The organism is Thalassococcus arenae, assembly GCF_019104745.1.
GTDB lineage: Bacteria > Pseudomonadota > Alphaproteobacteria > Rhodobacterales > Rhodobacteraceae > Thalassococcus_B > Thalassococcus_B arenae.
On the sequence record NZ_JAHRWL010000001.1, the window covers coordinates 762830 to 786178 of the forward strand.

Consider the following 23349-nt stretch of genomic DNA (forward strand, 5'->3'; position numbering starts at 1 on the left):
ACTCTTGTGAGAGTTTTGCAAATCTCTGACCAGAGATTTGCCGGCGCCGCGCCGGGTCTTGCACCCGCGTCGGCGGCCCGCTAACCCCGTGACCATGCGGACGATCCGGGACTATCAGTATGTCGAAGCCCGAGACCGCGGCGCCAGCGCTGCGATCGGCAATTTCGACGGCGTGCACAAGGGTCACCAGGCGGTGATCGCCCAGGCGCGCGCCGCTTCGCCCGATGCGCCGCTGGGTGTGCTGACCTTCGAGCCGCATCCGCGCGAGTATTTCGCCCCCGATGCGCCGCCCTTTCGCCTGATGAACCGCGAAGCCCGCGCGGCCCGGCTGGAAAAGCTGGGGGTCGAGCGGCTGTACGAGCTGAATTTCAACGCCGCCCTGGCCGCTTTGACGCCCGAACAATTCGCCCGCCGCGTGATCGCCGACGGTCTTGGCCTGGCCCATGTCGTGGTCGGTGCGGATTTCTGTTTCGGCAAGGACCGCGCCGGCAATGCCGCCGATCTGCGGCGGTTCGGCGCCGAGATGGGCTTTGGCGTGACCATCGCGGAATTGCTGGAAACCGACGGGATGCAAATCAGCTCGACCGCGATCCGCGAGGCGCTGAGCGAGGGCCGCCCACGCGATGCCGCCGCACAGCTGGGCCATTGGCACCGGATCGAAGGCAAGGTGATCGGCGGCGAACAGCGCGGACGCGAGTTGGGCTATCCCACCGCGAACATGTCGATCGACGGGCTGCATCCGCCGCGCCACGGCGTCTATGCCGTGCTGGTCGAGGTGCGCGACGGCCCGCACAGGGGGCGTTACCTGGGCGCAGCCAGCCTGGGTGTGCGGCCGATGTTCGGGGTCAATCGGGCGAACCTGGAAACCTTCCTGTTCGATTTCTCGGGCGATCTCTATGGCGCGACGCTGTCGGTCGGCCTGGTCGATTTCCTGCGTCCGGAAGAGAAATTCGACAGCCTGGATGCGCTGATCGGCCAGATGGATGCCGATTGCGCCCGGGCGCGGACGATCCTGGCCGCGCTATGACCGACCCCATCGACAGGTCCGGCCTGGCGCCGCGCTTTTGGGAGAAGACGCGCTTTGACCGGCTGAGCGAGCGTGAGTGGGAAGCGCTGTGCGACGGCTGCGGCAAGTGCTGCCTGAACAAGCTGGAAGACGAAGACACCGGCGAGGTCGCGTTGACCAACGTCGCCTGCCGGCTGTTCGACGACAGTAGCTGCCGCTGCGCGCAATACCCGATCCGGCATCAATTCGTTCCCGAATGCATCGTGCTGAAGCCGGACACCATCGCCGACAACCTCTACTGGATGCCGGAAACCTGCGCTTACCGCCTGGTCTACGAGGGCCGTCCGCTGTTCGACTGGCACCCGCTGATTTCGGGCACGCCCGACACGGTGCACACCGCCGGCATCAGCATGCAGCACCGCACCGTTCCGGAATTCGAGATCGACGAAGACGACTGGGAAGACCACATCATCGAGGAGCCGACCTGATGTTCTTTGCCTCGGACAATTCCGGACCCGCCGCACCGCAAGTGATGGACGCGCTGGCACAGGCGAACGACGGTTATGCAATGGGATACGGCGCCGATGCGCTGTCGCGGGACGTAGTCGCGCGGCTGCGCGCCCTGTTCGAAGCGCCCGACGCCGCCGTCTACCTGGTGCCGACGGGCACGGCGGGCAACGTTCTTGCGCTGTCCTGCCTCTGTCCGCCCTATGCCACGATCTTCTGTTCGCCCGTGGCGCATATCCACGAGGACGAATGCAACGGCCCGGAATTCTACACCGGCGGTGCCAAGCTGACCCTGGTGGGTGACAGCGACCGGATGACGCCGGACAACCTGCGGCGCGCCATCGCGGCCGAAGAAACCCGCGGCGTGCACGGGCCGAAACGCGGGCCGGTATCGATCACGCAGGTGACCGAACGCGGCAATGTCTACACGCTGGCCGAATTGCGCGCGCTGAGCGACGTGGCACGAGAGTTCGGCCTGCCCGTGCACCTGGACGGGGCGCGTTTTGCCAATGCCTGCGCCAAGCTGGGTTGCAGCCCGGCCGACATGACGTGGAAGGCAGGAGTCGACGTCGCGGTGTTCGGTGGCACCAAGAACGGCTGCCTGGGGGTCGAGGCGGTGCTGTTCTTCGATGCCCGGCAGGCCGAGGGGTTCGAACATCGCCGCAAGCGCGGTGCGCATCTGTTTTCCAAGCACCGTTACCTGGCGGCGCAAATGGATGCGTATCTGCGCGACGACCTCTGGCTGGATCTGGCGCAACGCGCCAATGCCCGCTGCGACGCGCTGGTGCAGGGGCTCCGGGGGGCAGGCATCGAGATCGAGAACGACACCCACGCGAACATGGTTTTCTTCCGGGCGCCGCGCGCGCTGCACCGCGCGGCGATGGCTCAGGGCGCGGTCTATCACATCTGGGGTGCCGAGGACGGCCCGCAAGACGAGATTGTCACCGGCCGGCTGGTCTGCGACTGGTCGCAATCGGCCGAAGCGGTCACGCAATTCGTCGAGACGCTGCGCGCAGCGCGCTAGTTCATCTGGAAGTGCAGCGCATAGCTGCCGTCTTCGAAGGGGCCGAACAGGTCGGGGATATCGGGGTGGTCGACCGGTTCGCCGGAATAATCCGCCACGAGGTTCTGTTCCGAGACATAGGCCACGTAGAAGCTCTGGTCGTTTTCCGCCAGCAGGTGATAGAACGGCTGTTCCTTGGCGGGGCGCGCTTCTTCGGGAATGGCTTCGTACCATTCCTCGGTGTTGCTGAACTCGGGGTCGACATCGAAGATCACGCCACGAAACGGGTGTTTGCGGTGTCGGACGACCTGGCCCAGATGGTATTTTGCGCGCTGCGAAAACATTGACTCACCTTCCTGTGCCATTTTTATCGCGAAACATGCATGGCTGTCCAACTTTTGCCATGATTTCGCCGGAAACACTCTGTGACGGATTGGCCAACAGTGCGGATTCGACCCGCGGCGATCGAACATGGATCGTCCATGCCGGCCGCGCAAGGCAGAATTTTGATTTCCCCAAGCCGCGGCAATCCGGTAAAGTGGCTACAAGAAAAAACGAACCAAAAAAGAGCGAGAGGCAGATGAGCAGATGGCTTCGCGCGCTTGTGATCGTGCTGTTGGCGGCGTCCTGCGGGGGCGGCGGCGGTTCGGGCAAGGCACCGCGCAACCTAGACAACGCCTGTTCCATTCTTCAGCAGCGGCCGGGCTACATCAACGCGTTCCGCGCGACCGAACGCAAATGGGGCGTGCCGGTGCATGTGCAGATGGCGACGATCTACCAGGAAAGCAAATTCATCTCGGATGCGCGCACGCCGCTGCGCTTCACCCTGGGCGTGATCCCGGTCGGGCGGCAAAGCTCGGCCTTCGGTTACAGCCAGGCGCTGGACGGCACATGGGATGAATACCTGCGGGCGCAGAACCGCCGCGGCGCGCGGCGCGACAACATCCGCGATGCGACGGATTTCATGGGCTGGTACATGGTGCAATCGCGCGACGAGCTGGGCATCCCCCTGAGCGATGCGCGGCGCCAATACCTGGCCTATCACGAGGGCCGGACCGGGTATCGCAGGGGCAGCTACAACTCGAAAAGCTGGCTGATGCGGGTCGCGTCGGAAGTCGGGCAGCGGTCGCTGGTCTACGAGTCCCAGCTGCGCGGCTGCCGCGCCGCGCGCTAGGCGCGGCTGCGCCGCCTCAGCGGCGCAGTTTTTCCAGTTCGGGATCGATCAGGAAGATCCGGTTGGCCAGCGGCGACTTGTCGAAGGCGCCCAGCACCACCGTCGTTTCCGTACCGTCGCCATCGGTGATGACCCATTGCCGCAACTCTACCGGATCGCCGGTGAACTTGAGCTGGATCGTGCCGTATTCGGGGCGTTCCGGATCGCGGGCGGTGACGATGGTGGCGGTGCCGTCATAGCTGTGGCCGGTGACCATCCCGGCACGGCCCAGGTCGACGTTGCGGTCCAGGATGATCGACAGCGGCGTGCGGCTCAGCGGGTAGGTTTCCGGCTCGGCCCCCAGCTTGCGGTCAAGGATGTAGACCGACCCGGCCGAGGCCAGCACCAATGCCATTTCCGGCGGGTTGTAGTCGAACCGGACCTTGCCGGGTCGCTTGATGAAGATCGTGCCGGTGGAAATCGTGCCATCGGCGTTGATCTGGGTGAACTGACCCTTGGCCGATTGCAGGCCGTTCAGATAGCCCGAGATCTCGTTCAACGACAATTTTTGCGCCTGCGCGGGCAAGGCCAGCGCGACGGTGGTCAGGGCTGCGGCGATCAGGGTGCGGAGCATGGGCGTCCTTCCTTGCTGGTCGGTTGCAACCGATATGGCATGGCGCGGGCCGATATGCGATATCAGCCGCCTTCACATCGATATCAGCAGCAAGACGCCGCCGTTCAAGGGGAAGCCCCCGGCAGGCCAAGCCCGTTCCGCCTCTTCATCTGGCCGGAAATATCCCGGGGAGTGCGAGGGGTGAGGGGCTGGCCCCGAACGTGCGGAGCACCCCCTCGCTCCCGCCCGATCCACGGGCCTATTGCTCGGGCACGAGGATCTCGCGCTTGCCGACATGGTTGGCGGCCGACACGACGCCCTCGTCTTCCATCTGTTCGACCAGACGCGCGGCCTTGTTGTAGCCGATGGCCAGCTTGCGCTGGATATACGAGGTCGAACATTTGCGATCCTTGATGACGATCGCCACGGCCTGGTCATACAGCGCGTCCTCGCCATCGGTGTTGCCGCCGGTGTTCAGGCCCAGCACCGCGTCGATGGTATCGGCCTTGTCGTCGTCGGGCCCCTGCACCACGCCCGAGACGTATTCCGGCGGGCCGAAGGCCTTGAGGTGGTTGACGATCTCCTCGACCTCCTCGTCGCTGACGAAGGGCCCGTGGCACCGGGTGATCTTGGCTCCGCCTGCCATGTAAAGCATGTCGCCCATGCCCAGCAGCTGTTCGGCGCCCATCTCGCCGAGGATCGTGCGGCTGTCGATCTTGGACGTCACCTGGAAGGAAATCCGCGTCGGGAAATTCGCCTTGATCGTGCCGGTGATGACGTCGACCGACGGGCGCTGCGTGGCCATGATCAGGTGGATGCCCGAGGCCCGCGCCATCTGCGCCAGGCGCTGGATGCAGGCCTCGATCTCCTTGCCCGCGACCATCATCAGGTCGGCCATCTCGTCGACGATCACGACGATATAGGGCATCTTCCTGGGCTCGAATTCCTCGGTCTCGAAGACCGGTTCGCCGGTGTCGTCGTCGAACCCCGTCTGCACGGTGCGCGAGAACATCTCGCCCTTCTTGAGCGCGTCGGCCACGCGGCTGTTGTAGCCGTCGATGTTGCGCACGCCCATCTTGGACATCTTGCGATAGCGCTCCTCCATCTCGCCCACGACCCATTTCAGCGCCACCACGGCCTTTTTCGGGTCGGTCACGACGGGCGACAGCAGGTGCGGGATGCCGTCATAGACGGACAGTTCCAGCATCTTGGGGTCGATCATCACCAGGCGCAGATCGTCCGGCGTCAGCTTGTAGAGCAGCGACATGATCATCGTGTTGATCGCCACCGACTTGCCCGAACCGGTGGTGCCGGCGATCAGCAGGTGGGGCATCTTGGCCAGGTTCGCGACCACCGGGTCGCCGCCGATATCCTTGCCGAGCGCCAGCGGCAGCTTGTGGTTGCCGTCGCCGAAATCGCGGCCCGACAGGATTTCCCGGAAACACACCATCTCGCGCTTTTCGTTGGGCAGTTCGATGCCGATCACCGACCGGCCCGGCACCGTGGACACCCGCGCCGACAGCGCCGACATCGACCGGGCGATGTCGTCGGCCAGGCCGATCACGCGGCTGGCCTTGAGGCCCGGCGCCGGTTCCAGTTCGTACATCGTGACGACCGGTCCGGGGCGAACGCTGACGATCTCGCCCTTGACGCCGTAATCGTCCAGCACGGATTCCAGCATGCGCGCGTTTTCTTCCAGCGCCTCGTCGCTCAGGTGGTGGCGTTCGACCTTTTCGGGCGACATCAGCAGGCTGAGCGGCGGCAGTTCGTATTCGACCGCCTTGTCCTCGAAGGCCAATTGCGGCTGCGCCTCGGCCTGCGCCCGGCGCGAAGGCTGGATCGGTTTGCGAGCGGGCTGCTGCACGACCTTGCGGGCGTCTTCCTCGGGCATCGGGACACGCTCGGCGGCAACGGCGGCGAAGGCATCATCCTCCTCGTCGCCGTAATCGTCGAAATCGCGGAAATCTTCGAAATCTTCGGTCAGCGCGCCGAGATCGTCGGCGGGCGGCGGTGCGGGTGGCACCAGACCCGACGCGGGCGGCTCGGCGCGCAACGTGGCAGAGCGCGCCGTCAGCGGTGGCTCGGGCGGCAATTGGCCGGCCTTCTGCGTCGGTTTGAAGATCAGCGGCAGCGGGCCATGACCGCGCCCCCGGGTCAGGGGCTTGGCCGGATCGGGTTCCGGCGCGGCCTGGGGGTCGGCCTTGCGCAGCTTGGACTTGACCGCGCTGGCGATCTTGGCGCGGATGCGGTCTTCGCCCGGCGCATCGACATCGTGATCGACGACGCCGTTGTCCACCAGTTCGGGTTCCGGCATCGCGTCGGGACGGCGGATCAGCGACGGCATCCGCGCGAACATCCCGATGCGCGGCTCGCCGTCTGCCGCGACATGGCTGCGCGCGGGCACCGGCACGGCTTCTTGCGCGGCGGCCCAGGCGGCCATCTCGGCCGCTTCGGCCTCGCGTGCCGCACGGCGTTCGGCCTGTGCGGCACGGATCCGCGCGGCCGTCGCAAAGGCGCCGCTGGCCCCGCGGCCCATCAACGCCACCAGCGTCGCATAGACCATGATCACGCCCAGAACGAGGAACCGCGCGATGCGGACGATCTCGGGACGGGTGAAGCCCAGAACGAAGACGCCCATCGCGACGATGGCCAGCCCCAGCACGAACTGCACCAGCTTGAGACCGAAGACGGCGCTGACCGGCAGAACGCTGAGCAGCGAGCCCATCATCATGTCGCCGAACAACCCGCCCAGGCCGAAATTGTGGCTCCACTGCCCGCCTTCGGGCAGCCCCGAGGCATAGACGGCGACCAGCGCGATCCAGATCGGCGCGAAGATCAGGCAACCCAGGGCGCGGTCGGTGCCACGATGCAGGACAAGGCGCAGACCCCAGACCGCCAGAACCAGCGCCAACCCCCAGCTGCCCCAGCCGACGATCATGAACAGCGGCGCCGCGACCGACGCGCCGATCCGGCCCATCCAGTTCTGCACCGGTGCATCGGTGGCCGACAGCCAGGACGGGTCATCGGGCGTGTACGAGGCAATCATCGCGGCGGCCATGACGCCAAGAGCCACCAGCGCGAACCCGGCCAGTTCCTTGCCGCGCTTTTCCAGCGCCGCCGCCATGTTGCTGTCGAAGAGGGGGTCGCGCCCCCGCGTCTGATACGCCATCACTCGCCTCGTTTTGTTCTTCTTGTCTATTCGTCTTGTGGGTAGAGCGTCTCCCGGATGCGGGTCAGCCCGTGTTCGGTGTCCTCGATCGGCGCCACCAGCGCCACGCGGATGAAAGTCTTGCCCGGGTTTCCCCGGTCCGTGTCGCGCGCCAGGTATTCGCCCGGCAACACGCGCACGCCGGTTTCACGCCACAGCCGCAGCGCCGCCGCTTCGCCGTCCGCGACCGGCAGCCACAGGAAGAACCCCGCCTGCGGCGCCATGTAGCCCGGCACGTTTCCGAAGATGCGGTCGGCCAGGGCGTATTTTTCGGCGTAGAGCGCGCGGTTCTGCACGACGTGATCCTCGTCGGCCCAGACCCGTTCGGCGACGCGTTGCAGCGGCATCGGCAGGGGCGCACCGGCATAGGCGCGCAACTGCTTGATCCGCTTGATCGTTTCCGGCCCGCCCGCGACGAAGCCCGAGCGCAGCCCGGGCAGGTTCGAGCGTTTGGACAGCGAATGGAACACCACGACCCGTTCGGGATCGGCCCCCATCTGCGCGGCCACCTCGAGCGCGCCGGGCGGCGGGGTATCGCGGTAGATCTCGGAATAGCACTCGTCGGCCAGAACCTGGAAATCGTGCTTTTCGGCCAGTCCGATCAGCGTCTCCCAATAGGCGCGGTCGGCCACTGCGCCCTGGGGATTGGCGGGCGAACAGATATAGGCCAGGGCGGTGCGGTCCAGCGTGGCGGAGTCCAGCGCCGCGAAATCCGGCAGATGCCCGGTTTCGGCGACGGCGGGTACGAAAACCGGCTCGGCCGCGACCGACAGCGCGCCGATCATGTAGACCTGGTAGAAGGGGTTGGGCATCAGCACGACCGGCCGGCCGCCAGCCTTGCGTTCGGGGCAAAGCGCCATCGCGGCGTTGTACAGCCCCTCGCGCGTGCCGTTCAGCGCCATGACCTGCGTATCCGCATCGACGCTGACGCCGTAGCGCCGGTTCAGCCAGGCGGCGATGGCGGCGCGCAATTCGGGCGTGCCCTCATTGGCCGGGTACTGGCCGAATTCGGTCATGTGATCGGCGATGATGCGGGAAATCCAGGGGGGAAAGGCGTGTTTCGGCTCGCCGATCGTCATGTGAACGACCGGCCCGCCCGGTTCATGCACGTCCAAAAGAGCCCGCAAACGGGGCCATGCATAAGCCGGTAGGTTCGAGAACCGCTCGGGAAACATGCGCTTCGCTTTTACTGCCTCAGGGTGCGGGCTTATTGATGCCCGTTTCGCCGCAGGATACGGAATTGCAGGGGGGTCTGTCCAGAATTTGCGTTTGCCACCGGGGGGATGTGGCCCGAAAGCCGCAGGAAAAGGTCAGGGGCGCTGCCCCTCTGGCGGCAAGCCGCCATTCACCCCGGAGTTTACCGGGCAAGATGAAGGGTCAGATCAGCGCCTGTTCGGCCGCGGCGGCAAAGCGCAGCAGGCGGTCTTCTGCCATCGGCGCGCCCATCAGCATGAGGCCGCAACTGGCTGTGCCGGTGGGCAGGGTGACGGCGCAGAGCCCCATCAGGTTGCCGACGCGGGTGTTGCGCAGGGTCAGCAGGTTTTCGGTGACGTAATAGTCTCCCTGCTCCATCAAGCGGTCGGTCTTGGGTGGCAGGTTCGGCGCCGTCGGGCACAGCACGGCGTCGAAACCGGCGGTGGCGGCGTGCCATTTGCGCCGGGTCTCGGCCATGCGCTGGCAGGCGGCGACGTAGTCGGCACCGGTATGCGCCGCGCCAGCGGCAAAGCGGTCGCGGATCGGAGCGAACATCAGGTCGCCGCGCGGCGCGATCTCGTGGCGCCAGGTGGCCCAGGCCTCGGTCGTGTAGAGGATGCCGGCATCGGCCATCGGGCCCGTCAGGTCGGGAAAGGAAAAGGGGATCAGGTCGGCCCCGGCCCTGTCCAGACGGTCGAGCGCCGCGCGATACGCCGACGCGGGCGCGTCACGCAGATCATCCATGACGATGGTTTCCAGCACCGCCAGGCGGCGGCCCTTCAGGCTCGACCCCGACAGATCCGGCGCCGCGCGCCCTTCCAGCGCCGCCAGCATCTGCGCGGCGTCCGACACCGTGCGGCACAGCGGCCCGACCGTGTCGAAGCCCGCCGCCAGCGGCACGACGCCGTCCAACGAAATCCGGCCATGGGTGGTTTTCAGCCCGACCAGGTCGTTCCAGGCCGCCGGGATGCGCACCGACCCGCCGGTATCCGAACCGACGGCCGCCGCCGCCAGACCGAATGCCACCGAAGCCGCAGCACCCGAGGACGAGCCGCCCGACACCGCGTCGGGATCGTTGACGCAAGGCGGCGTGGCGGTGACCGGGTTCAGACCCAGCCCGGAAAACGCCAGTTCCGACATGTGCGTCTTGCCCAGGCAGACCAGTCCCATCGCGGTGGCGGTGGCCAGAACCGGCGCGTCCCGGTCCGGCACCCGACCCTTGAGCAGCGCCGAGCCGGCCTCGGTCGCCACGCCCGCGCTGTCGAACAGGTCCTTCCAGCTGACCGGAACGCCGTCCAGCGGCGACCGGCGGCGACCGGCCTGCGCGCGGGCGCGGGCGGCGGTGGCTTCGGCCAGGGCGCGGTCGGGGGTCAATCGGGCATAGATGCGGTCAGCCCGCGGATGCGCCGCGATCTTGTCGAGAAAGGCCTGCGTCAGCTCCACCGGATCGATTTCGCCCGCGCCGATGCCGCGGCCCAGCCGGGTTGCGCCGAGTGTGGTCCAGTCTGTCATGCCCGCCCCTCCTGTCTGCGGGACGGTAGCGGCCTCTCGGCGCATGGACAATCCCGTGCGCGCACGCATATTGCGGGGCATGGAAATGGACGCAGATATCCTGATCGTGGGCGGCGGCCTGAACGGCCCGGCGCTGGCGCTGGCCGCCGCGCAGGCTGGTCTGTCCAGCCTCGTGGTCGATGCCCTGCCGGTGGACACCCGCACCGATCCGGCCTTTGACGGGCGGTCCTACGCCTTGGCGTTGTCGTCGGTGCGGATGATGGAAAACCTCGGGCTTTGGGGCGGCCTGGCCGGCCTTGCCCAGCCGATGAACCAGATCAAGGTCGCCGATGGCCGCGTGGGCGAAGCGCAGGTCTTCCTGGGTCTGCATTTCGACAGCGCCGAGATCGAGGACGGCCCGATGGGCCACATGCTGGAAGACCGGCATCTGCGCCGCGCGCTGTTGCGGGCGATGTCAGACAATCCGCTGGTCACGCATCGCGCCGAGGCGCGGGTGGTGGCGCAGTCGACCGGGCCGCGGGATGCGTCGATCACCCTGGCGGACGGCGTGGTGCTGCGCGGACGGCTGCTGGTGGGCGCGGACGGTCGGCAAAGCGGCACCGCCGCGCGCGCGGGCATCCGGCGCACCGGCTGGGGTTACGGCCAGACCGCGCTGGTCTGCGCCATCAGGCACGAAAAGCCGCACCACGGCACCGCGCACCAGCTGTTCCTGCCGCCCGGCCCGCTGGCCATCCTGCCGCTGAAAGGCGACCGGTCATCCATCGTGTGGTCGGAAAAGGACACGGCAGCGCAGGCCATCAACGCGTTGAGCGATGCCGATTACATGGACGTCCTGCGCCCGCGCTTCGGCGATTTCCTGGGCGACATCGCGCTGGAGGGCGCGCGCTATACCTACCCGCTGAACCTGACGCTGGCCAATGCCTTCGTCGCGGAACGGCTGGCGCTGGTGGGCGATGCCGCCCACGGTATGCATCCGATCGCCGGTCAGGGCCTGAATGCAGGGCTGCGCGACGTGGCGGCCCTAGCCCATGTGATCGCCCATGCGCAAAGGCGCGGCGAGGATATCACAAGCGCCGCGGTGCTGGAGCGATATCAAGGCTGGCGGAGGTTCGACACCGCCGCGCTTGCGGCTGCGACCGACCTGTTCAACCGTCTGTTTTCCAACGACAATACACTGCTTCGGCTGGGTCGCGATATCGGCATGCGCGCGGTTCAGGCGGTGCCAGAGCTGCGCCGCACCTTCATCCGCGAAGCCGCCGGCATCAGCGGCGACCTGCCCGATCTGATGCGCGCTTGAACCCGCCCCGCACGCCGTGCCAAGCAGGGCCAAAGGAGAGGCGTGGATGACAATCAAGACCGCCATCGTGACCGGCGCGGCCCGGGGTATCGGGCTGGCCACCACCAGGCTGCTGCTGGAACAGGGCTGGCGCGTGGCCATGCTCGACCGCGACGCCGAAGAACTGGACCGCGCGCTGCACGGTCTGGACGGCGTGCTGCCGCTGAAACTCGACATTTCCGATCCGCAATCGGCCGGCCGCATGGTGCGCGAGACGCTGGCCTGGGCGGGCCGGATCGACGCGCTGGTCAACAATGCCGGCGTAGCCGAATTCGGCCCCATCGCGGAGTGCGATTTCGAGATGTGGCGGCGGGTGATGGCCACGAACCTGGACGGCACCTTCCTGTGTTCGCAGGCCGCCGCCGATGCGCTGGCCGAAACCCGCGGCGCGATCGTCAACATCGCCTCGATCAGCGGGCTGCGCGCCTCGACGCTGCGGGTGGCCTATGGCACGTCCAAGGCGGCTGTGATCCAGCTGACCAAGCAGCAGGCGGCGGAACTGGGCGAACACGGCGTGCGCGCCAATTGCGTCTGCCCCGGCCCGGTGCGCACCAAGCTGGCGATGGCGGTGCACAGCCAGGAGATCATCGACAGCTATCACGACGCGATCCCGTTGAACCGATACGGTTCGGAACGCGAGATCGCCGAGGTGATCGCGTTTCTGGTGTCGGACAGGGCAAGCTATGTCACCGGGCAGGTGATCGCGGCGGATGGCGGGTTCGAATCGACGGGTGTGGGGCTGCCGGCGCTGCGCAAGTGACGGGCGATGGCGAGGTGAACCCCGCCCTACCCGCGCCGCGCAACTGAACGCAGCACCGGCGCGTGCCGTTACTTGATCCGCTGACCGTTGGCCAGCACGTGGCCCTGGTCGTTGACTTCGATCACCGATGTCGCGGTGTCCGGTTCGGTGCCCGGCACGGTGAACATCGACAGCATCATCCGGGCGCCCATGGCGTCCTCCTCGGCCATGATCCCCATCGCGATCAGCTTGTCGATCAGGCCATTGGCACCGGACACGGCAAGGTTCAGCTTGCCCTCGGGCGCGGGCATGCCGTCAAAGCTGGTCAGATCCTCGTTGTCGAAGGTGAACGCCCCGTCGCCGGTGATCTTGCCGCCCACCGCCTCGACCGTCAGCGCGTTCAGCGTCAGCGCATTCAGCTCGCCCGGCACGCCGCCGGTTTCCTCGAGCGCCGCCATCGCCTCGGCATCCATCAGGCTGACGAAGGGCGTGACCTGCGCCGTCATGTCGATGGCCACCGTGGCGGGATCGCGCGGCAACTGGCCCGCCGGGTCGAAGATGCCCCACAGCATGTCCGACATGGTGAAACCCGCCAGCGTCAGCCCCAGTGCCGCATCCCTGGGCGTGTCCGAAGCCGCCATCGGCATCGAGATCTTGAACCCGCTTTCGGCCATCTGCGCGTTGATCGGGAACGGCAGGTCCGGCACGGTCAGCGCCAAGGTCGTGCCGGTGCCCCTGGTCACGTAGGTCAGCACTTCGCTGTCCAGCACAAAATCCAGCGACCCCGAGGTCGAGCTGGTCTGGCCATTGACGATGTCGCTGCCTTCGTTGCCCATGAAGGCAAGCTGTCCGCCCTGGTGCGAAACGCTGCCGGAGGCGGCCATGCCCGAAGCGAAGAGCTGTTCGGGGTCCGAGGTGTCGATGCCCGACGGGATCGTGGCAGTGCTGGTCATCGCCAGCCCCGTCAGCTGGCCGTTTGCCGAAAACGATCCCGAACCTTCGGGATCGGCAAAGGCCATGTCGTAGGTCACGTTGCCCAGGGTCACGTCCTGGGCAAGCTTCTGAGCCGCGGTGTCGCGCATGACGGTCGAGGTTCCCTTGACAGGGCCGGCATCCATGACGAAGCGGGCGATCTCTTCGGTCAGGATGACGCCCTTGGTTCTGACCTCGGCCAGCGTGACCGCAATGCGGTCGGCGGTGTAATCGTACTTCAGCGCGCCGGGATCGCCCGATACCAGCATGTCCAGCGCGGTTTGGCTGTAGTCGAGACGGATATCGACCCGGTCGTCCTCGCCTTCGGGGACGAAGCCGATGGCGATGGGCATCACGGCGGGAAACGCCACCCGCACCGTGCCGTCGCCGAGATCGGTCAGGGTGATGCTGTCCATCGCGACGCTGAGCGTGCCTTCATCGTCGGGCATGTCGATCGACATCGCCACGTCCGTCACCGTCAGCGTATCGCCCGACAGGCTTTCGGTGGCCGTGACCGTGTATCCGAAGCTTTGCATGTAGGTCTCGAGATCGTCCCAGACCTGGGCCGGGGTCACGTCCGCAAGCGCCGGGCTTGCGGCCACGAGGCCGGCTGCAAGGGCCGGGATGCGGGAATAGCGTGTCATAATCCACCTCTCTGTCGGATCACTTCAATGGCGCCACTGTCCGGGGCCGCCGGGCACCGGTCAAGGGACTGGATTCCATACTACGGAGCCTCTACCAACATGGCGAGAGACAGGAGATCACAAAATGGACCTGACCGGGAAAACCGCGCTGATCACGGGGGCGAGCCGGGGCATCGGCGCCGAAACGGCAAGGCTCTTTGCCAAGGCCGGTGCCAATGTCGTGCTGGTCGCGCGTTCGGCCGAGGCGATCGCCGATCTCGCGGGGGAAATCGGCGCGCAGGCCGCGGCCATTCCTTGCGACATCGCGCGCTACTGGGAAGTCGAACAGGCCGTGGAAAACACGCTCAAGGCCTTTGGATCATTGGATATTCTGGTGAACAATGCTGGCGTGATCGAACCGATATCCCGAATGGCGGATGCCGATCCGGACGGCTGGGGCGAGGTGATAGACATCAACCTCAAGGGCGTCTTTCACGGCATGCGCGCGGCGCTTCCGGTGATGCTGGAGGCCGGCGGCGGAACGATCCTGACCATCGGGTCGGGCGCGGCGCACGGGCCGGTCGAGGGATGGTCGCATTATTGTTCGGCCAAGGCGGGTGCATTGATGCTGACGCGCATGGCCGACAAGGAATACCGCGATGCGGGTATCCGCGCGCTGTCGCTGTCGCCCGGCACGGTCGCCACGCAGATGCAACGCGAAATCAAGGCGAGCGGCATCAACCCGGTGAGCCAGCTGGACTGGGCGGACCACATCCCGCCGGACTGGCCGGCGCGGGCGCTGCTGTGGATGTGCGGGGCCGAAGCGGACGGGTTCCTGGGGGCCGAGGTGTCGCTGCGGGACGAAGACATCCGCGCGAAGGCGGGTTTGGCGTGATCCGGCTGGAGCGCGAACACGGGCTGTGGACCGCCACCATCGACCGACCCGAAAAGGCCAATTCCCTGACGGGTGAAATGCTTGAAAAGCTTGCAGAAATCGCCGAAGCGGCGGTGGAGGCGCGGGGGCTGGTCCTGACCGGGGCCGGGTCGGTCTTTTCGGCCGGGGCGGACCTGGATGCGGCGCGGGCGGGATTGGCGACCTCGCCGCTTTGGGAACGGCTGTCGGGCGCCATCGCCGCCCTGCCCTGCCTGACCATCGCGGCGCTGAACGGCACCGTGGCGGGCGGCGCGATGGGGATGGTTCTGGCCTGCGATCTGCGCATCGCCACGCCGCAGGCCAAGTTCTTTTATCCCGTTATGAAACTTGGGTTTTTGCCGCAACCATCCGACCCGGCACGGCTGGTTTCCCTGGTCGGTCCGGCGCGCGCCAAGATGATCCTGATGGCGGGCGCGAAGATCGGCGCGGAAGAGGCTCTGGCCTGGGGACTGGTGGACCGGATCACCGAGGCGGAGGACGTGGTCGCCGAGGCGAAAACGCTGGCAGCGGATGCCCTTGGCGCGTCGGCCGAGCACGCCGCGTCGATCAAGCGGATGCTGGTTCAAGGCACCGCACGGCCCCGGTAACGGCGCGCGCAGGCCGTTGCGCAACACCAAAACGTCCCGAAACACCGGATTTCGGGACGGATCGGTGGGCCATGGGCCGGGTTCGCATCCGCCGCCGGATCAGCAATCCGTCCCGAACCGTCCGATTTCGAGACGGATTGCCCCCCGGCCTGCGGGTCGGGACCATGACCTTGCGTCAGATCCGGTTAATGGCGGTGTTGCAGGAACCCGCCCGGCATCGGCGGATCCCCACCGTTTGGACGCGCGGATTGCGCCGGGTCATGCCAGCGCGCCGCAAAACGTGCAGGCTGGCGCAAGGCCCGCGCGGCCACTGCCGAGTCGCGGACCGGGCCAGTCAACGGGAGATCCGCATGAGACGTATCGTGACGACCACATCCGTGATCCTGAGCCTGCTGCTGGTTCAGGGCTGCGAGAACCTGACATCCGAGCAACGCACCGTCGTGGGCGTCGCTGCCGGGGCCGCGGCGGGGCTGATCACCGCGGATGCCCTGAACGCAGACCGCGACTGGCGCCTGATCGCCGCACTGGCCGGTGCGGCAGCGGGCACCATCGTTGCGCAGAACTCGCGCACCGGGAACTGCGCCTATTCACGCGGCGACGGCACCTATTACACCGCGCCCTGCCCGTAGAGATGTCGCCGGCCGGGCATTGGCCGGGCCGTTGCCGATGAGACAAGGCGAGTGTCCGGGCGGCGGCACGCCTTCCCCGTCCCGGATGGGCGACTTCACCGCGTGGCGGCGCAGGGCGGGTTTGAGCCCGAACCACCCGAATGCTGCGACGAAACGAAAGTCGGCTATGCGCAGCAGAACTTGCTTTGTTTTAGCAGCAGTGACCGCCAAGACCAAAAAATCAGCGATGCGGTTGTTGCGCTGTCCAACCGGTGTGGCACTCCCAACTCGGCCGGTCTGCGCGTTTTGGTTTGTGAGGCTCAAGCATTCTTTGCGCCGTCGCGGGCAAACACGAAACCCGCACCAAGCCACACTTCCGCCTAAGTCCTACGCTACGTCAGCGTTATGCCAATATGGAACAAAATCTGGGGAACCTTCTTCGGCGGATCCTGTCTCATCTTCGGGACCTGCGCCCTGTTTGGATACTTTCCCGGGGAAAGCATCGGCGTCCGGATGTTTGCACAGTTGGCCGAAAGGTTCGGTGCCACTGAAACGGGTTTGGGCACCCTCCTGGTCGGTCTGATCCTGAGCATCTGGATCCTCGTGTCGCGCCCCGGGGTCGCCCATGACTGTGGTATCGGATGCGACGGTGGGGGTGACGGGGGCGACTAATCAGTGCTCAGGTCGTTTTGGTCCGATCCGCCAATAGCGCCGACTTAGGTCCGCCACTTTCAAAGAACCGAGACTGCTTTCTGTTTCTGTTTCGAACGGTTTGTCTTGGAGCTAATTATAGCAGACCTTCCGGAGCCCGAGTTGAACGACCGCTTTGTCCGCCAAGCCGACCTTGGATGCCTTCGGGAGACCCGCATGGCCGACATAAAGCGTCAGATGTCCGCTCTGAGCCCCGAGCGGTCATTGCACCCTGCGCGGAATCAAGCCCCAGACTTGATCCGGGGCGTCAACGAGTTCGAACTCCCGCTCCCTCCCGCATCCCTGACCTTGAGCCCCGCCCGTTCGGCCGGGGCGCCCTCAGAGCCGGTCGAGCAGCGCCTGCGTGGGCCAGGCGTCGGCGGGCAGGCCCAGCTGGCGCTGCATGTCGCGCACCGCCGACCGGGTGCCGGCGCCGAGGATGCCGTCGATGTCGCCCACGTCATAGCCGCGCGCGGCCAGCTTGCGCTGGAGGTCCTTCATCGCCTCGCCCGACAGGCCCGGTTCGGGATCGCCCGCGTCATAGACCGGCGCGCCCTGCAGCCGGGTGGCGAAATAGGCGGCGGTGAGCACGTAGGTGAAGCTTTGGTTCCACTCGAAATAGACGCGGAAATTCGGATAGGCGATGAAGGCCGGTCCCTTGCGCCCCTGCGGCAGCAGGATCGAGGCGGCCAGGCGGCCATCGTCGAGCTGGCCGGTGCGGGCACGCACGCCGAGCTGTTCCCATTCGGCGACGGTCCGGGTGGTTTCCAGACCGGCGTCGTACCAGTCGAAACCGTCGGGCAGGATGACCTCTTGCAGCCAGGGTTCGCCATGGCGCCAGCCCAGTTGCGACAGCATCCTTGCGCCGGACAGCAGCGCGTCGGGTGCCGAGGTCTTGAGAGACACGCGCCCGTCGCCGTCGCCGTCGACGCCGTTTTCCAGGATGTCGCGGGGCAGCATCTGGACCATGCCGATTTCGCCCGCCCAGGCGCCGGTGGTGGTGGCGGGGTCGAATTCGCCACGCGCGAACAGCTCGATCGCGGCGAAAAGCTGGGGGCGGAAGATCTCCGGGCGGCGGCAATCATGGGCCAGCGTCGCCAGCGCGTTGGCGGTGTTGTAGTCGCCCTGAAAGGCGCCGTAATCGGTTTCGAACGCCCAGAAGGCCAGCAGGACGCCCGGCGCGATGCCATAATCGCGGTCGATCCGGTCGAAGGTCGCGGCGTGGCGCTGCGCCATCTCGCGCCCGCGGTCGAGCCGGTTCTGGCTGATGAGCTTGCGCGAGAAGGTGATGAACGGATCCTGGAAGATCCCCTGCCGGCGGTCGGCGCGCAGCACCTCGGGGTCTTGCCGCAGGTTGGACAGAAAGCGCGCGACCGTGGTTTCGTCCTGCCCCCGCGCCACCGCCTCGCGGCCCAGATCGGCCAGGAACGCGGCGAAATCGCCACCGCAGGGAACGGCCTGCGCGTGGGACAGGCCCGGCAGCGCGGCGCAGATCAGCAAGGCAGTCAGACGCATGGAACCCCCCGGAACTCGGGCGACACTTGCCCATCATGTGGGCACTGACAAGGGCCGGATCGGCGGCGAATTGCCACCGTTCACTTTTTGTTCACTTGTTTACCCTCGTGTTAACCTTTTGTTGACGATTGCGGCAGCACCCTCGATACGGGGACATCGCTAGTGCTGGACGGAGACCGACGTGAACGTGCTGATCGTTCAAAGCCGGGACGCCTTGGCTTCGCTTTGGAAACGGCACCTGGACCGTTTCGGGGCGCATGTCGCCATCGCGTCCACGCAGGAGCAGGCCATCGATTGCATGATGGCCGAGGAATTCCAGGTCATGGTTCTCGATCTTGTCCTGGATGAAGGCAGCGCGCTGGCGGTGGCGGATTATGCCAGTTTCCGCCAGCCCGAGGCGCGGGTGATCTTCGTCACCAACACCTCGTTCTTTTCCGATGGCTCGATCTTCCGGCATTTCGCCAATGCCTGCGCCTATCTGCCGGCGACGACACCGCCGTCGGACCTGGCCGCCATGGTCGAGCATTACGCCCAGGTGCACTAGGCGGCTTGCAGGGTCTCGCGGCCATGCGGGGCCAGGAAATCCGGATCGGGGCCGATCGGCACGATCCGGTGCGGATTGATGGTCTCGTGGCTGTAGTGATAGTGCCGGGTGATGTGATCGAGATTCACCGTCTCGGCCACGCCGGGCCGCTGATACAGTTCGCGCGTGTAGGCCCAGAGGTTGGGGTAATCGACCAGCCGGGCGCGGTTGCACTTGAAATGGCCGTGATAGACCGCGTCGAAGCGCACCAGCGTGGTGAACAGCCGCCAGTCGGCCTCGGTGATGCGGTCGCCCATCAGGTAGCGCCGGGTGGTCAGCCGGTCTTCGAGCCAGCCCATCGTGTCGAAGAGCGGTCGGACGGCGGCATCATAGGCATCCTGGGTGGTGGCGAACCCGGCCTTGTAGACGCCGTTGTTGAGCGTGTCGTAGATGCGGTCGTTGACCGGTTCGATGGCGGCGCGCAGGTCCTCGGGCCAGAAATCGGCGGTGTTGCCGGTGAGATGGTCGAAGGCGGCGTTGAACATCCGGATGATTTCCGAGCTTTCGTTCGACACGATGGTCTGGCGCGTGGCATCCCACAGGATCGGCACCGTCACCCGGCCCGAGACCTGCGGATCGGCCCGGAGATAGATGTCGCGGGCGAAGGGCAGGCCATGGAGCCGGTCGCCGGTGGCGCCGGGATAATCGTCGGCGAAGCTCCAGCCGTCGGACAGCATGTCGGGATGCACGACGCTGGTGCCGATCATCTCTTCCAGCCCCTTGAGCTTGCGGAAGATCAGCGTGCGGTGCGCCCAGGGACAGGCGAGGCTGACATAGAGGTGGTAGCGGCCGGGCTCGGCCCGGAAGCCGCCTTCGCCGGATGGCCCCGGCGCGCCGTCGGCGGTGATCCAGTTGCGGAACTTGGCGGTCGAGCGCTGGAACGCGCCGCCGGTTTTGCCGGTGTCATACCATTGGTCGTGCCACTGGCCGTCGATCAGCAGGCCCATCGGGTGTCTCCTTTTCGCTTGCCCGGCAATCTATGTGCGGCGGCGCGGCGGGAAACCCCGACACGCGCGCGGCCGCCCTGCATCAGCGCACATCACTTGCGGCGGATATAGACCTGCCAGAGCCAGAGCAGCAGCATCGCCCCCAGCACGGCGCCCACCAGCCCGGCCAGCGCGCCGGTCATGGCGATCAGGAAGCGCAGCACCAGCCCGCCGATCACCGCCCCGGCCATGCCGACTGCGATGGTTTCGACCACCCCCAGTTCGGTGCGCATCAGCCGCGTGGCGAGAAACCCCGCGGCGGCACCGACGATCAGCAACCAGATGACGGGCATGGCCTAGCGCCTGCGCCAATGGGTGGGCACGATGATCAGCGAACCGATCGAGGCGGCGATCGCGTTGATCCCCGGCGACCGGAAGCCGATGCCGAACATCAGCGACACGAAGTAGAACAGGAACGCCCCACCGATGCAGATGATGATGCTCTGCACGATGCCGTTGCGGGTGAAGCCGCTGCGTTCCGAGACATATCCGACGATCCCGGCGATGACGACGGTGCCGATCATGGTGGGGAACATGTGTCAGTCTCCCAGTGTTTCGCCCTTGGCAATAGCATGGCCGCGCAGAAAGGTCTCGGCCTCCTGCACGTCTTTTCCGGCGCGCTGCGCCCGCGTCACCTGCACCGCGCCGCTGCCGCAGGCGATGGTAAAGCCATCGTCCAGCGCGGTGCCCGGCGCGCCCTGCCCCGGCACCACCCGCGCGCCCAGCAGTTTCAGCCGCTCGCGCCCATGCATCGTCCAGGCACCGGGAAAGGGCGACAACCCGCGGATCTGGCGACTGACGATTTCGGCCGGCCGGGTCCAGTCGATGGCCGCCTCGGCCTTGTCGATCTTGGCGGCATAGGTGACGCCGTCCTCGGGCTGCGGCTGCGGGGTCAGATCGTCCAGATGCGCCAGCGCCTGCACGATCAGCCGCGCGCCCATGACGCTCAGCCGGTCGTGCAGCGCGCCGGTCGTCTCCTCGGGGCCGATCGGCGTCGCTTCGCGCAGCAGCACCGGGCCGGTATCCAGCCCCGCCTCCATCTGCATGATGCAGACACCGGTTTCGCCATCACCTTGCAGGATCGCGCGATGGATCGGCGCCGCCCCGCGCCAGCGCGGCAGCAGCGAGGCATGGATGTTCAGGCAGCCGTGGCGCGGCGCGTCCAGCACCGGCTGCGGCAGGATCAGCCCGTAGGCCACCACCACCGCCACATCCGCGCCCAGCGCGGCGAAATCGGCCTGCGCCTGCGGCGTCCTCAGCGTTGCGGGATGGGCCACCGGCAGGCCCAGCGCCTCGGCCCGCGCCTGCACCGGGGTCGGGCGGTCCTTCCTGCCGCGCCCGGCAGGACGCGGCGGCTGGCAATAGACGCGGGCGATCTCGTGCCCGGCTTCGACCAGCGCCTCCAGCACCGGTACGGAAAACTCCGGACTGCCCATGAACACGATGCGCATCACGCCCCCTGCTTCTTCTCTTTGAAAAATACGCCTGCCCGGCGCTGCCGCCCACCCCGACGCCGGGTCATCGCGCCGCCTTTGCCGCGCGCCTGAGCAGCATGTCGCGCCGGGTCTTGCTGAGCCGGTCGAAATACATCCGCCCGTTCAGGTGATCGATCTGGTGCTGCACCGACGTGGCCCAGAGCCCGACGAAATCGCGCTCTTCCATCTCGCCCTCGGCATTGAGGAACCGGACGGTCACGGCGCGGGGCCGGTCGATGCGGGCCGAGACGCCGGGCAGGTTGGGGCTGGCCTCGTCATGGGCGCGGTTCTCGATGCTGGCATGCAGGATCTCGGGATTGGCGAGGCGCAGGGCCTGGCCGCGGGTTTCGGACGCATCGACCACGGCCAGCCGCAGCATCACGCCGATCTGCGGCGCGGCCAGGCCGACGCCGGGCATCGCCTCCATCGTGTCGATCATGTCGGCCCAGATGCGGCGGATATCGTCGGTGATCGCGGCGACCGGCGCGGCGGCGGTCCGCAGCCGCCGGTCGGGCCAGGGCAGAAAGGGGCGGACGGTCATGCCGGTGCCCGGTATTCGGCCAGCAACGCGGCGCGTGCCGCGGGGCCCAGGTGGTCGAAATGCATCCGCCCGTCCAGATGATCCAGCTCGTGCTGGGCGCAGATCGCGGCGAACCCGTCCAGGTCGCGGCGTTGCGCGCTGCCGTCCGGCGCGGTGAAGGCCAGGGTGATCCGGGTGGCGCGCGTCACCTGCGCGGTGATGCCGGGCATCGACAGGCAGCCTTCGGGGCCGGTGGCGGTGTCGTCGGACGCGGTCAGGATGCGCGGGTCGATGCAGACCAGGGGCGTCGGCGCGCCCTGCTTCCAGCCGATATCCATGACGAAGACCCGCTGCATCGCGCCCACCTGCGGCGCCGCCAGCCCGCGGCCCGGCGCGGCATACATCGTGTCGAACAGGTCGTCGATCAGCGCCGCGACCGAGGCCGGATCGCCGACCGGGGCGCAGGGCTGCGCCAGGCGCGGATCGGGCCAGGTCAGGATCGGGCGCTGGCTCACGCCCGCTCCCGCGCGCGCTCTTTCTTCAGTTTGACCATCTTGCGGGTGATCAGCTGGCGCTTGAGCGGCTTGAGGTAGTCGATGAAGAGCCGGCCGTCGAGATGATCGATCTCGTGCTGCACGCAGGTCGCCCAGAGCCCGTCGAAGGTTTCGCGCCGCAGCTTGCCGTCGCGGTCCATCCATTCGACCTCGACCACCTTGGGGCGTTCGACATCGGCGTATTGGTCGGGGATCGACAGGCAGCCTTCCTCGTAGACATTGGTGTCGTCCGAGGCGGCGATGACGCGTGGATTGGCCATCACCAGAGGGCGTGGCGCGGCGCCTTCCTCCTTGATGCAGTCGAGCACGATCAGCCGGCTCAGCACGCCGACCTGCGGCGCGGCCAGGCCGATGCCCGGGGCGTCATACATGGTTTCCAGCATGTCGTCGGCCAGCGCCCGCAAGTCGTCGGACATGTCGGATACCGGATCGCACACCGTCTTGAGACGCGGATCGGGATGGATGAGGATCGGTCGTTTCATGGCGCTGATCTAGGCGGATTGCCGCGTTTTCGCAATAGCGTGCGGCGCTGGACGGACGGGGGTGACGGGTCTAGGCTGACGCCATGCGCCGCGTTCTCGTGATCTGCCTGCTGCTGCTGTCCGGCCTGCCGGGACGGCCCGTCGCCGCGCAGGAGACCACCGCACCGGGAACCGACCGGTTCGGCCATGGCGATGCCTGGGCGGTGTCGGGCCATGTCTTCGACATCAAGGGGCGTCGGTTCACCCTGGCGGGCGTGGTCTGCCCCGATCCCGGAACCGAAACCGGCCGCGAGGCCAAGGCGCTGATGAACCAGTTCCTGCGCACCCGCATCCGCTGCCGCGCGCGCCCCGGCCCCGAGGACGGCTGGGAGGCGCGCTGCGAAGCCAACAGCCGCGACGTGGCCGAGGCGCTGATCTCGTCCGGGCTGTGCCGGACCCCCTGACCCCGCATTGTTGGGGTTGCACCCGCCCAAGCAAACGCTAGCGTCTGGCGCGAAGCAAATTCCTTGCGAGGAATTTGCAAATCCCCGACCGGGGATTTGCGTCGCG

Annotated in this window: 25 protein-coding genes; 11 read left to right on the forward strand and 14 right to left on the reverse strand. The window is 67.0% G+C overall.

The window, feature by feature from the left end:
* The first annotated feature begins 94 nt into the window (after positions 1–94).
* The 3 genes from KUH32_RS03765 to KUH32_RS03775 are packed head-to-tail and all read left to right on the forward strand — an operon-like array spanning position 95 to position 2537.
* Positions 95–1027 carry a bifunctional riboflavin kinase/FAD synthetase gene (locus KUH32_RS03765; protein WP_217778272.1) on the forward strand — a complete coding sequence of 311 codons (933 nt, stop codon included), beginning with the start codon at positions 95–97 and terminating at the stop codon, positions 1025–1027.
* Positions 1024–1494: a YcgN family cysteine cluster protein gene (locus KUH32_RS03770; RefSeq protein WP_217776727.1), complete on the forward strand. Its 471-nt coding sequence runs from the start codon at positions 1024–1026 to the stop codon at positions 1492–1494. Before KUH32_RS03765 ends, KUH32_RS03770 begins: the two co-directional genes overlap by 4 nt.
* Positions 1494–2537, forward strand: a complete 1044-nt coding sequence (locus tag KUH32_RS03775) for a threonine aldolase family protein (RefSeq protein ID WP_217776728.1) — start codon at positions 1494–1496, stop codon at positions 2535–2537. Before KUH32_RS03770 ends, KUH32_RS03775 begins: the two co-directional genes overlap by 1 nt.
* Here KUH32_RS03775 and hspQ read toward each other — a convergent pair.
* Positions 2534–2860 carry a heat shock protein HspQ gene (gene hspQ, locus KUH32_RS03780; RefSeq protein ID WP_217776729.1) on the reverse strand — a complete coding sequence of 109 codons (327 nt, stop codon included), beginning with the start codon at positions 2858–2860 and terminating at the stop codon, positions 2534–2536. The genes KUH32_RS03775 and hspQ overlap by 4 nt on opposite strands.
* Before the next feature lie 236 nt (positions 2861–3096).
* Between hspQ and KUH32_RS03785 the strand changes: the two genes are divergently transcribed.
* The gene (locus KUH32_RS03785) at positions 3097–3690 is read left to right on the forward strand and encodes a transglycosylase SLT domain-containing protein (RefSeq protein WP_217776730.1); all 594 of its coding nucleotides are present in this window, start codon (positions 3097–3099) and stop codon (positions 3688–3690) included.
* A 16-nt stretch (positions 3691–3706) separates the two neighbouring features.
* Here the strand turns inward: KUH32_RS03785 and KUH32_RS03790 are convergent, their stop codons facing one another.
* The 4 genes from KUH32_RS03790 to KUH32_RS03805 all read right to left on the reverse strand — a co-directional run bounded on the left by KUH32_RS03790 (position 3707) and on the right by KUH32_RS03805 (position 10196).
* Positions 3707–4303, reverse strand: coding sequence for a LolA family protein (locus KUH32_RS03790; RefSeq protein ID WP_217776731.1), 597 nt, complete (start codon positions 4301–4303; stop codon positions 3707–3709).
* 238 nt (positions 4304–4541) lie between these two features.
* On the reverse strand, positions 4542–7451 hold the full coding sequence (locus tag KUH32_RS03795) for a DNA translocase FtsK (protein ID WP_217776732.1): 2910 nt from the start codon (positions 7449–7451) through the stop codon (positions 4542–4544).
* A gap of 26 nt (positions 7452–7477) precedes the next feature.
* On the reverse strand, positions 7478–8665 hold the full coding sequence (locus KUH32_RS03800) for an aminotransferase class I/II-fold pyridoxal phosphate-dependent enzyme (RefSeq protein ID WP_217776733.1): 1188 nt from the start codon (positions 8663–8665) through the stop codon (positions 7478–7480).
* Between the two features lie 202 nt (positions 8666–8867).
* Complete coding sequence (locus KUH32_RS03805) at positions 8868–10196, reverse strand: amidase (protein ID WP_217776734.1); 1329 nt, start codon at positions 10194–10196, stop codon at positions 8868–8870.
* A gap of 43 nt (positions 10197–10239) precedes the next feature.
* Here KUH32_RS03805 and KUH32_RS03810 point away from each other — a divergent pair, with 43 nt between their 5' ends.
* A complete protein-coding gene (locus KUH32_RS03810; protein WP_217776735.1) occupies positions 10240–11493 on the forward strand; it encodes an FAD-dependent monooxygenase in 1254 nt (417 codons plus the stop codon).
* Positions 11494–11539: 46 nt separating this feature from the next.
* Positions 11540–12292, forward strand: a complete 753-nt coding sequence (locus KUH32_RS03815; protein WP_217776736.1) for an SDR family NAD(P)-dependent oxidoreductase — start codon at positions 11540–11542, stop codon at positions 12290–12292.
* Between the two features lie 68 nt (positions 12293–12360).
* On the opposite strand, the gene KUH32_RS03820 is transcribed toward KUH32_RS03815, so the two are convergent.
* Positions 12361–13887 carry a DUF2125 domain-containing protein gene (locus tag KUH32_RS03820; RefSeq protein ID WP_217776737.1) on the reverse strand — a complete coding sequence of 509 codons (1527 nt, stop codon included), beginning with the start codon at positions 13885–13887 and terminating at the stop codon, positions 12361–12363.
* A 124-nt stretch (positions 13888–14011) separates the two neighbouring features.
* On the opposite strand from KUH32_RS03820, the gene KUH32_RS03825 reads away from it, so the two are divergent.
* The 3 genes from KUH32_RS03825 (at position 14012) to KUH32_RS03835 (ending at position 16016) form a co-directional block, all read left to right on the forward strand.
* Positions 14012–14761: an SDR family oxidoreductase gene (locus KUH32_RS03825; protein ID WP_217776738.1), complete on the forward strand. Its 750-nt coding sequence runs from the start codon at positions 14012–14014 to the stop codon at positions 14759–14761.
* Positions 14758–15387, forward strand: a complete 630-nt coding sequence (locus tag KUH32_RS03830; protein WP_217776739.1) for an enoyl-CoA hydratase/isomerase family protein — start codon at positions 14758–14760, stop codon at positions 15385–15387. The genes KUH32_RS03825 and KUH32_RS03830 overlap by 4 nt, the downstream gene beginning before the upstream one ends.
* A gap of 350 nt (positions 15388–15737) precedes the next feature.
* On the forward strand, positions 15738–16016 hold the full coding sequence (locus tag KUH32_RS03835; protein ID WP_217776740.1) for a YMGG-like glycine zipper-containing protein: 279 nt from the start codon (positions 15738–15740) through the stop codon (positions 16014–16016).
* Positions 16017–17024: 1008 nt separating this feature from the next.
* On the opposite strand, the gene KUH32_RS03840 is transcribed toward KUH32_RS03835, so the two are convergent.
* Positions 17025–18200 (reverse strand): lytic murein transglycosylase, encoded by a 1176-nt coding sequence (locus tag KUH32_RS03840; protein ID WP_217776741.1) that lies wholly within the window; start codon positions 18198–18200, stop codon positions 17025–17027.
* Between the two features lie 181 nt (positions 18201–18381).
* On the opposite strand from KUH32_RS03840, the gene KUH32_RS03845 reads away from it, so the two are divergent.
* A complete protein-coding gene (locus KUH32_RS03845; protein WP_217776742.1) occupies positions 18382–18744 on the forward strand; it encodes a response regulator in 363 nt (120 codons plus the stop codon).
* Here the strand turns inward: KUH32_RS03845 and KUH32_RS03850 are convergent.
* The 7 genes from KUH32_RS03850 to def (KUH32_RS03880) all read right to left on the reverse strand — a co-directional run bounded on the left by KUH32_RS03850 (position 18741) and on the right by def (KUH32_RS03880) (position 22800).
* Positions 18741–19730 (reverse strand): glutathione S-transferase family protein, encoded by a 990-nt coding sequence (locus KUH32_RS03850; RefSeq protein ID WP_217776743.1) that lies wholly within the window; start codon positions 19728–19730, stop codon positions 18741–18743. The genes KUH32_RS03845 and KUH32_RS03850 overlap by 4 nt on opposite strands.
* 92 nt (positions 19731–19822) lie before the next feature.
* Positions 19823–20062: a GlsB/YeaQ/YmgE family stress response membrane protein gene (locus tag KUH32_RS03855; RefSeq protein ID WP_217776744.1), complete on the reverse strand. Its 240-nt coding sequence runs from the start codon at positions 20060–20062 to the stop codon at positions 19823–19825.
* A 3-nt stretch (positions 20063–20065) separates the two neighbouring features.
* On the reverse strand, positions 20066–20305 hold the full coding sequence (locus KUH32_RS03860) for a hypothetical protein (RefSeq protein ID WP_217776745.1): 240 nt from the start codon (positions 20303–20305) through the stop codon (positions 20066–20068).
* A gap of 3 nt (positions 20306–20308) precedes the next feature.
* On the reverse strand, positions 20309–21220 hold the full coding sequence (gene fmt, locus KUH32_RS03865; protein WP_217776746.1) for a methionyl-tRNA formyltransferase: 912 nt from the start codon (positions 21218–21220) through the stop codon (positions 20309–20311).
* A 67-nt stretch (positions 21221–21287) separates the two neighbouring features.
* On the reverse strand, positions 21288–21785 hold the full coding sequence (gene def, locus KUH32_RS03870; protein WP_217776747.1) for a peptide deformylase: 498 nt from the start codon (positions 21783–21785) through the stop codon (positions 21288–21290).
* A complete protein-coding gene (gene def / locus KUH32_RS03875) occupies positions 21782–22279 on the reverse strand; it encodes a peptide deformylase (protein WP_217776748.1) in 498 nt (165 codons plus the stop codon). The genes def (KUH32_RS03870) and def (KUH32_RS03875) overlap by 4 nt, the downstream gene beginning before the upstream one ends.
* Positions 22276–22800 (reverse strand): peptide deformylase, encoded by a 525-nt coding sequence (gene def / locus KUH32_RS03880; RefSeq protein WP_217776749.1) that lies wholly within the window; start codon positions 22798–22800, stop codon positions 22276–22278. Before def (KUH32_RS03880) ends, def (KUH32_RS03875) begins: the two co-directional genes overlap by 4 nt.
* 83 nt (positions 22801–22883) lie before the next feature.
* Between def (KUH32_RS03880) and KUH32_RS03885 the strand changes: the two genes are divergently transcribed.
* On the forward strand, positions 22884–23243 hold the full coding sequence (locus KUH32_RS03885) for a hypothetical protein (RefSeq protein ID WP_217776750.1): 360 nt from the start codon (positions 22884–22886) through the stop codon (positions 23241–23243).
* Positions 23244–23349 lie beyond the last annotated feature (106 nt).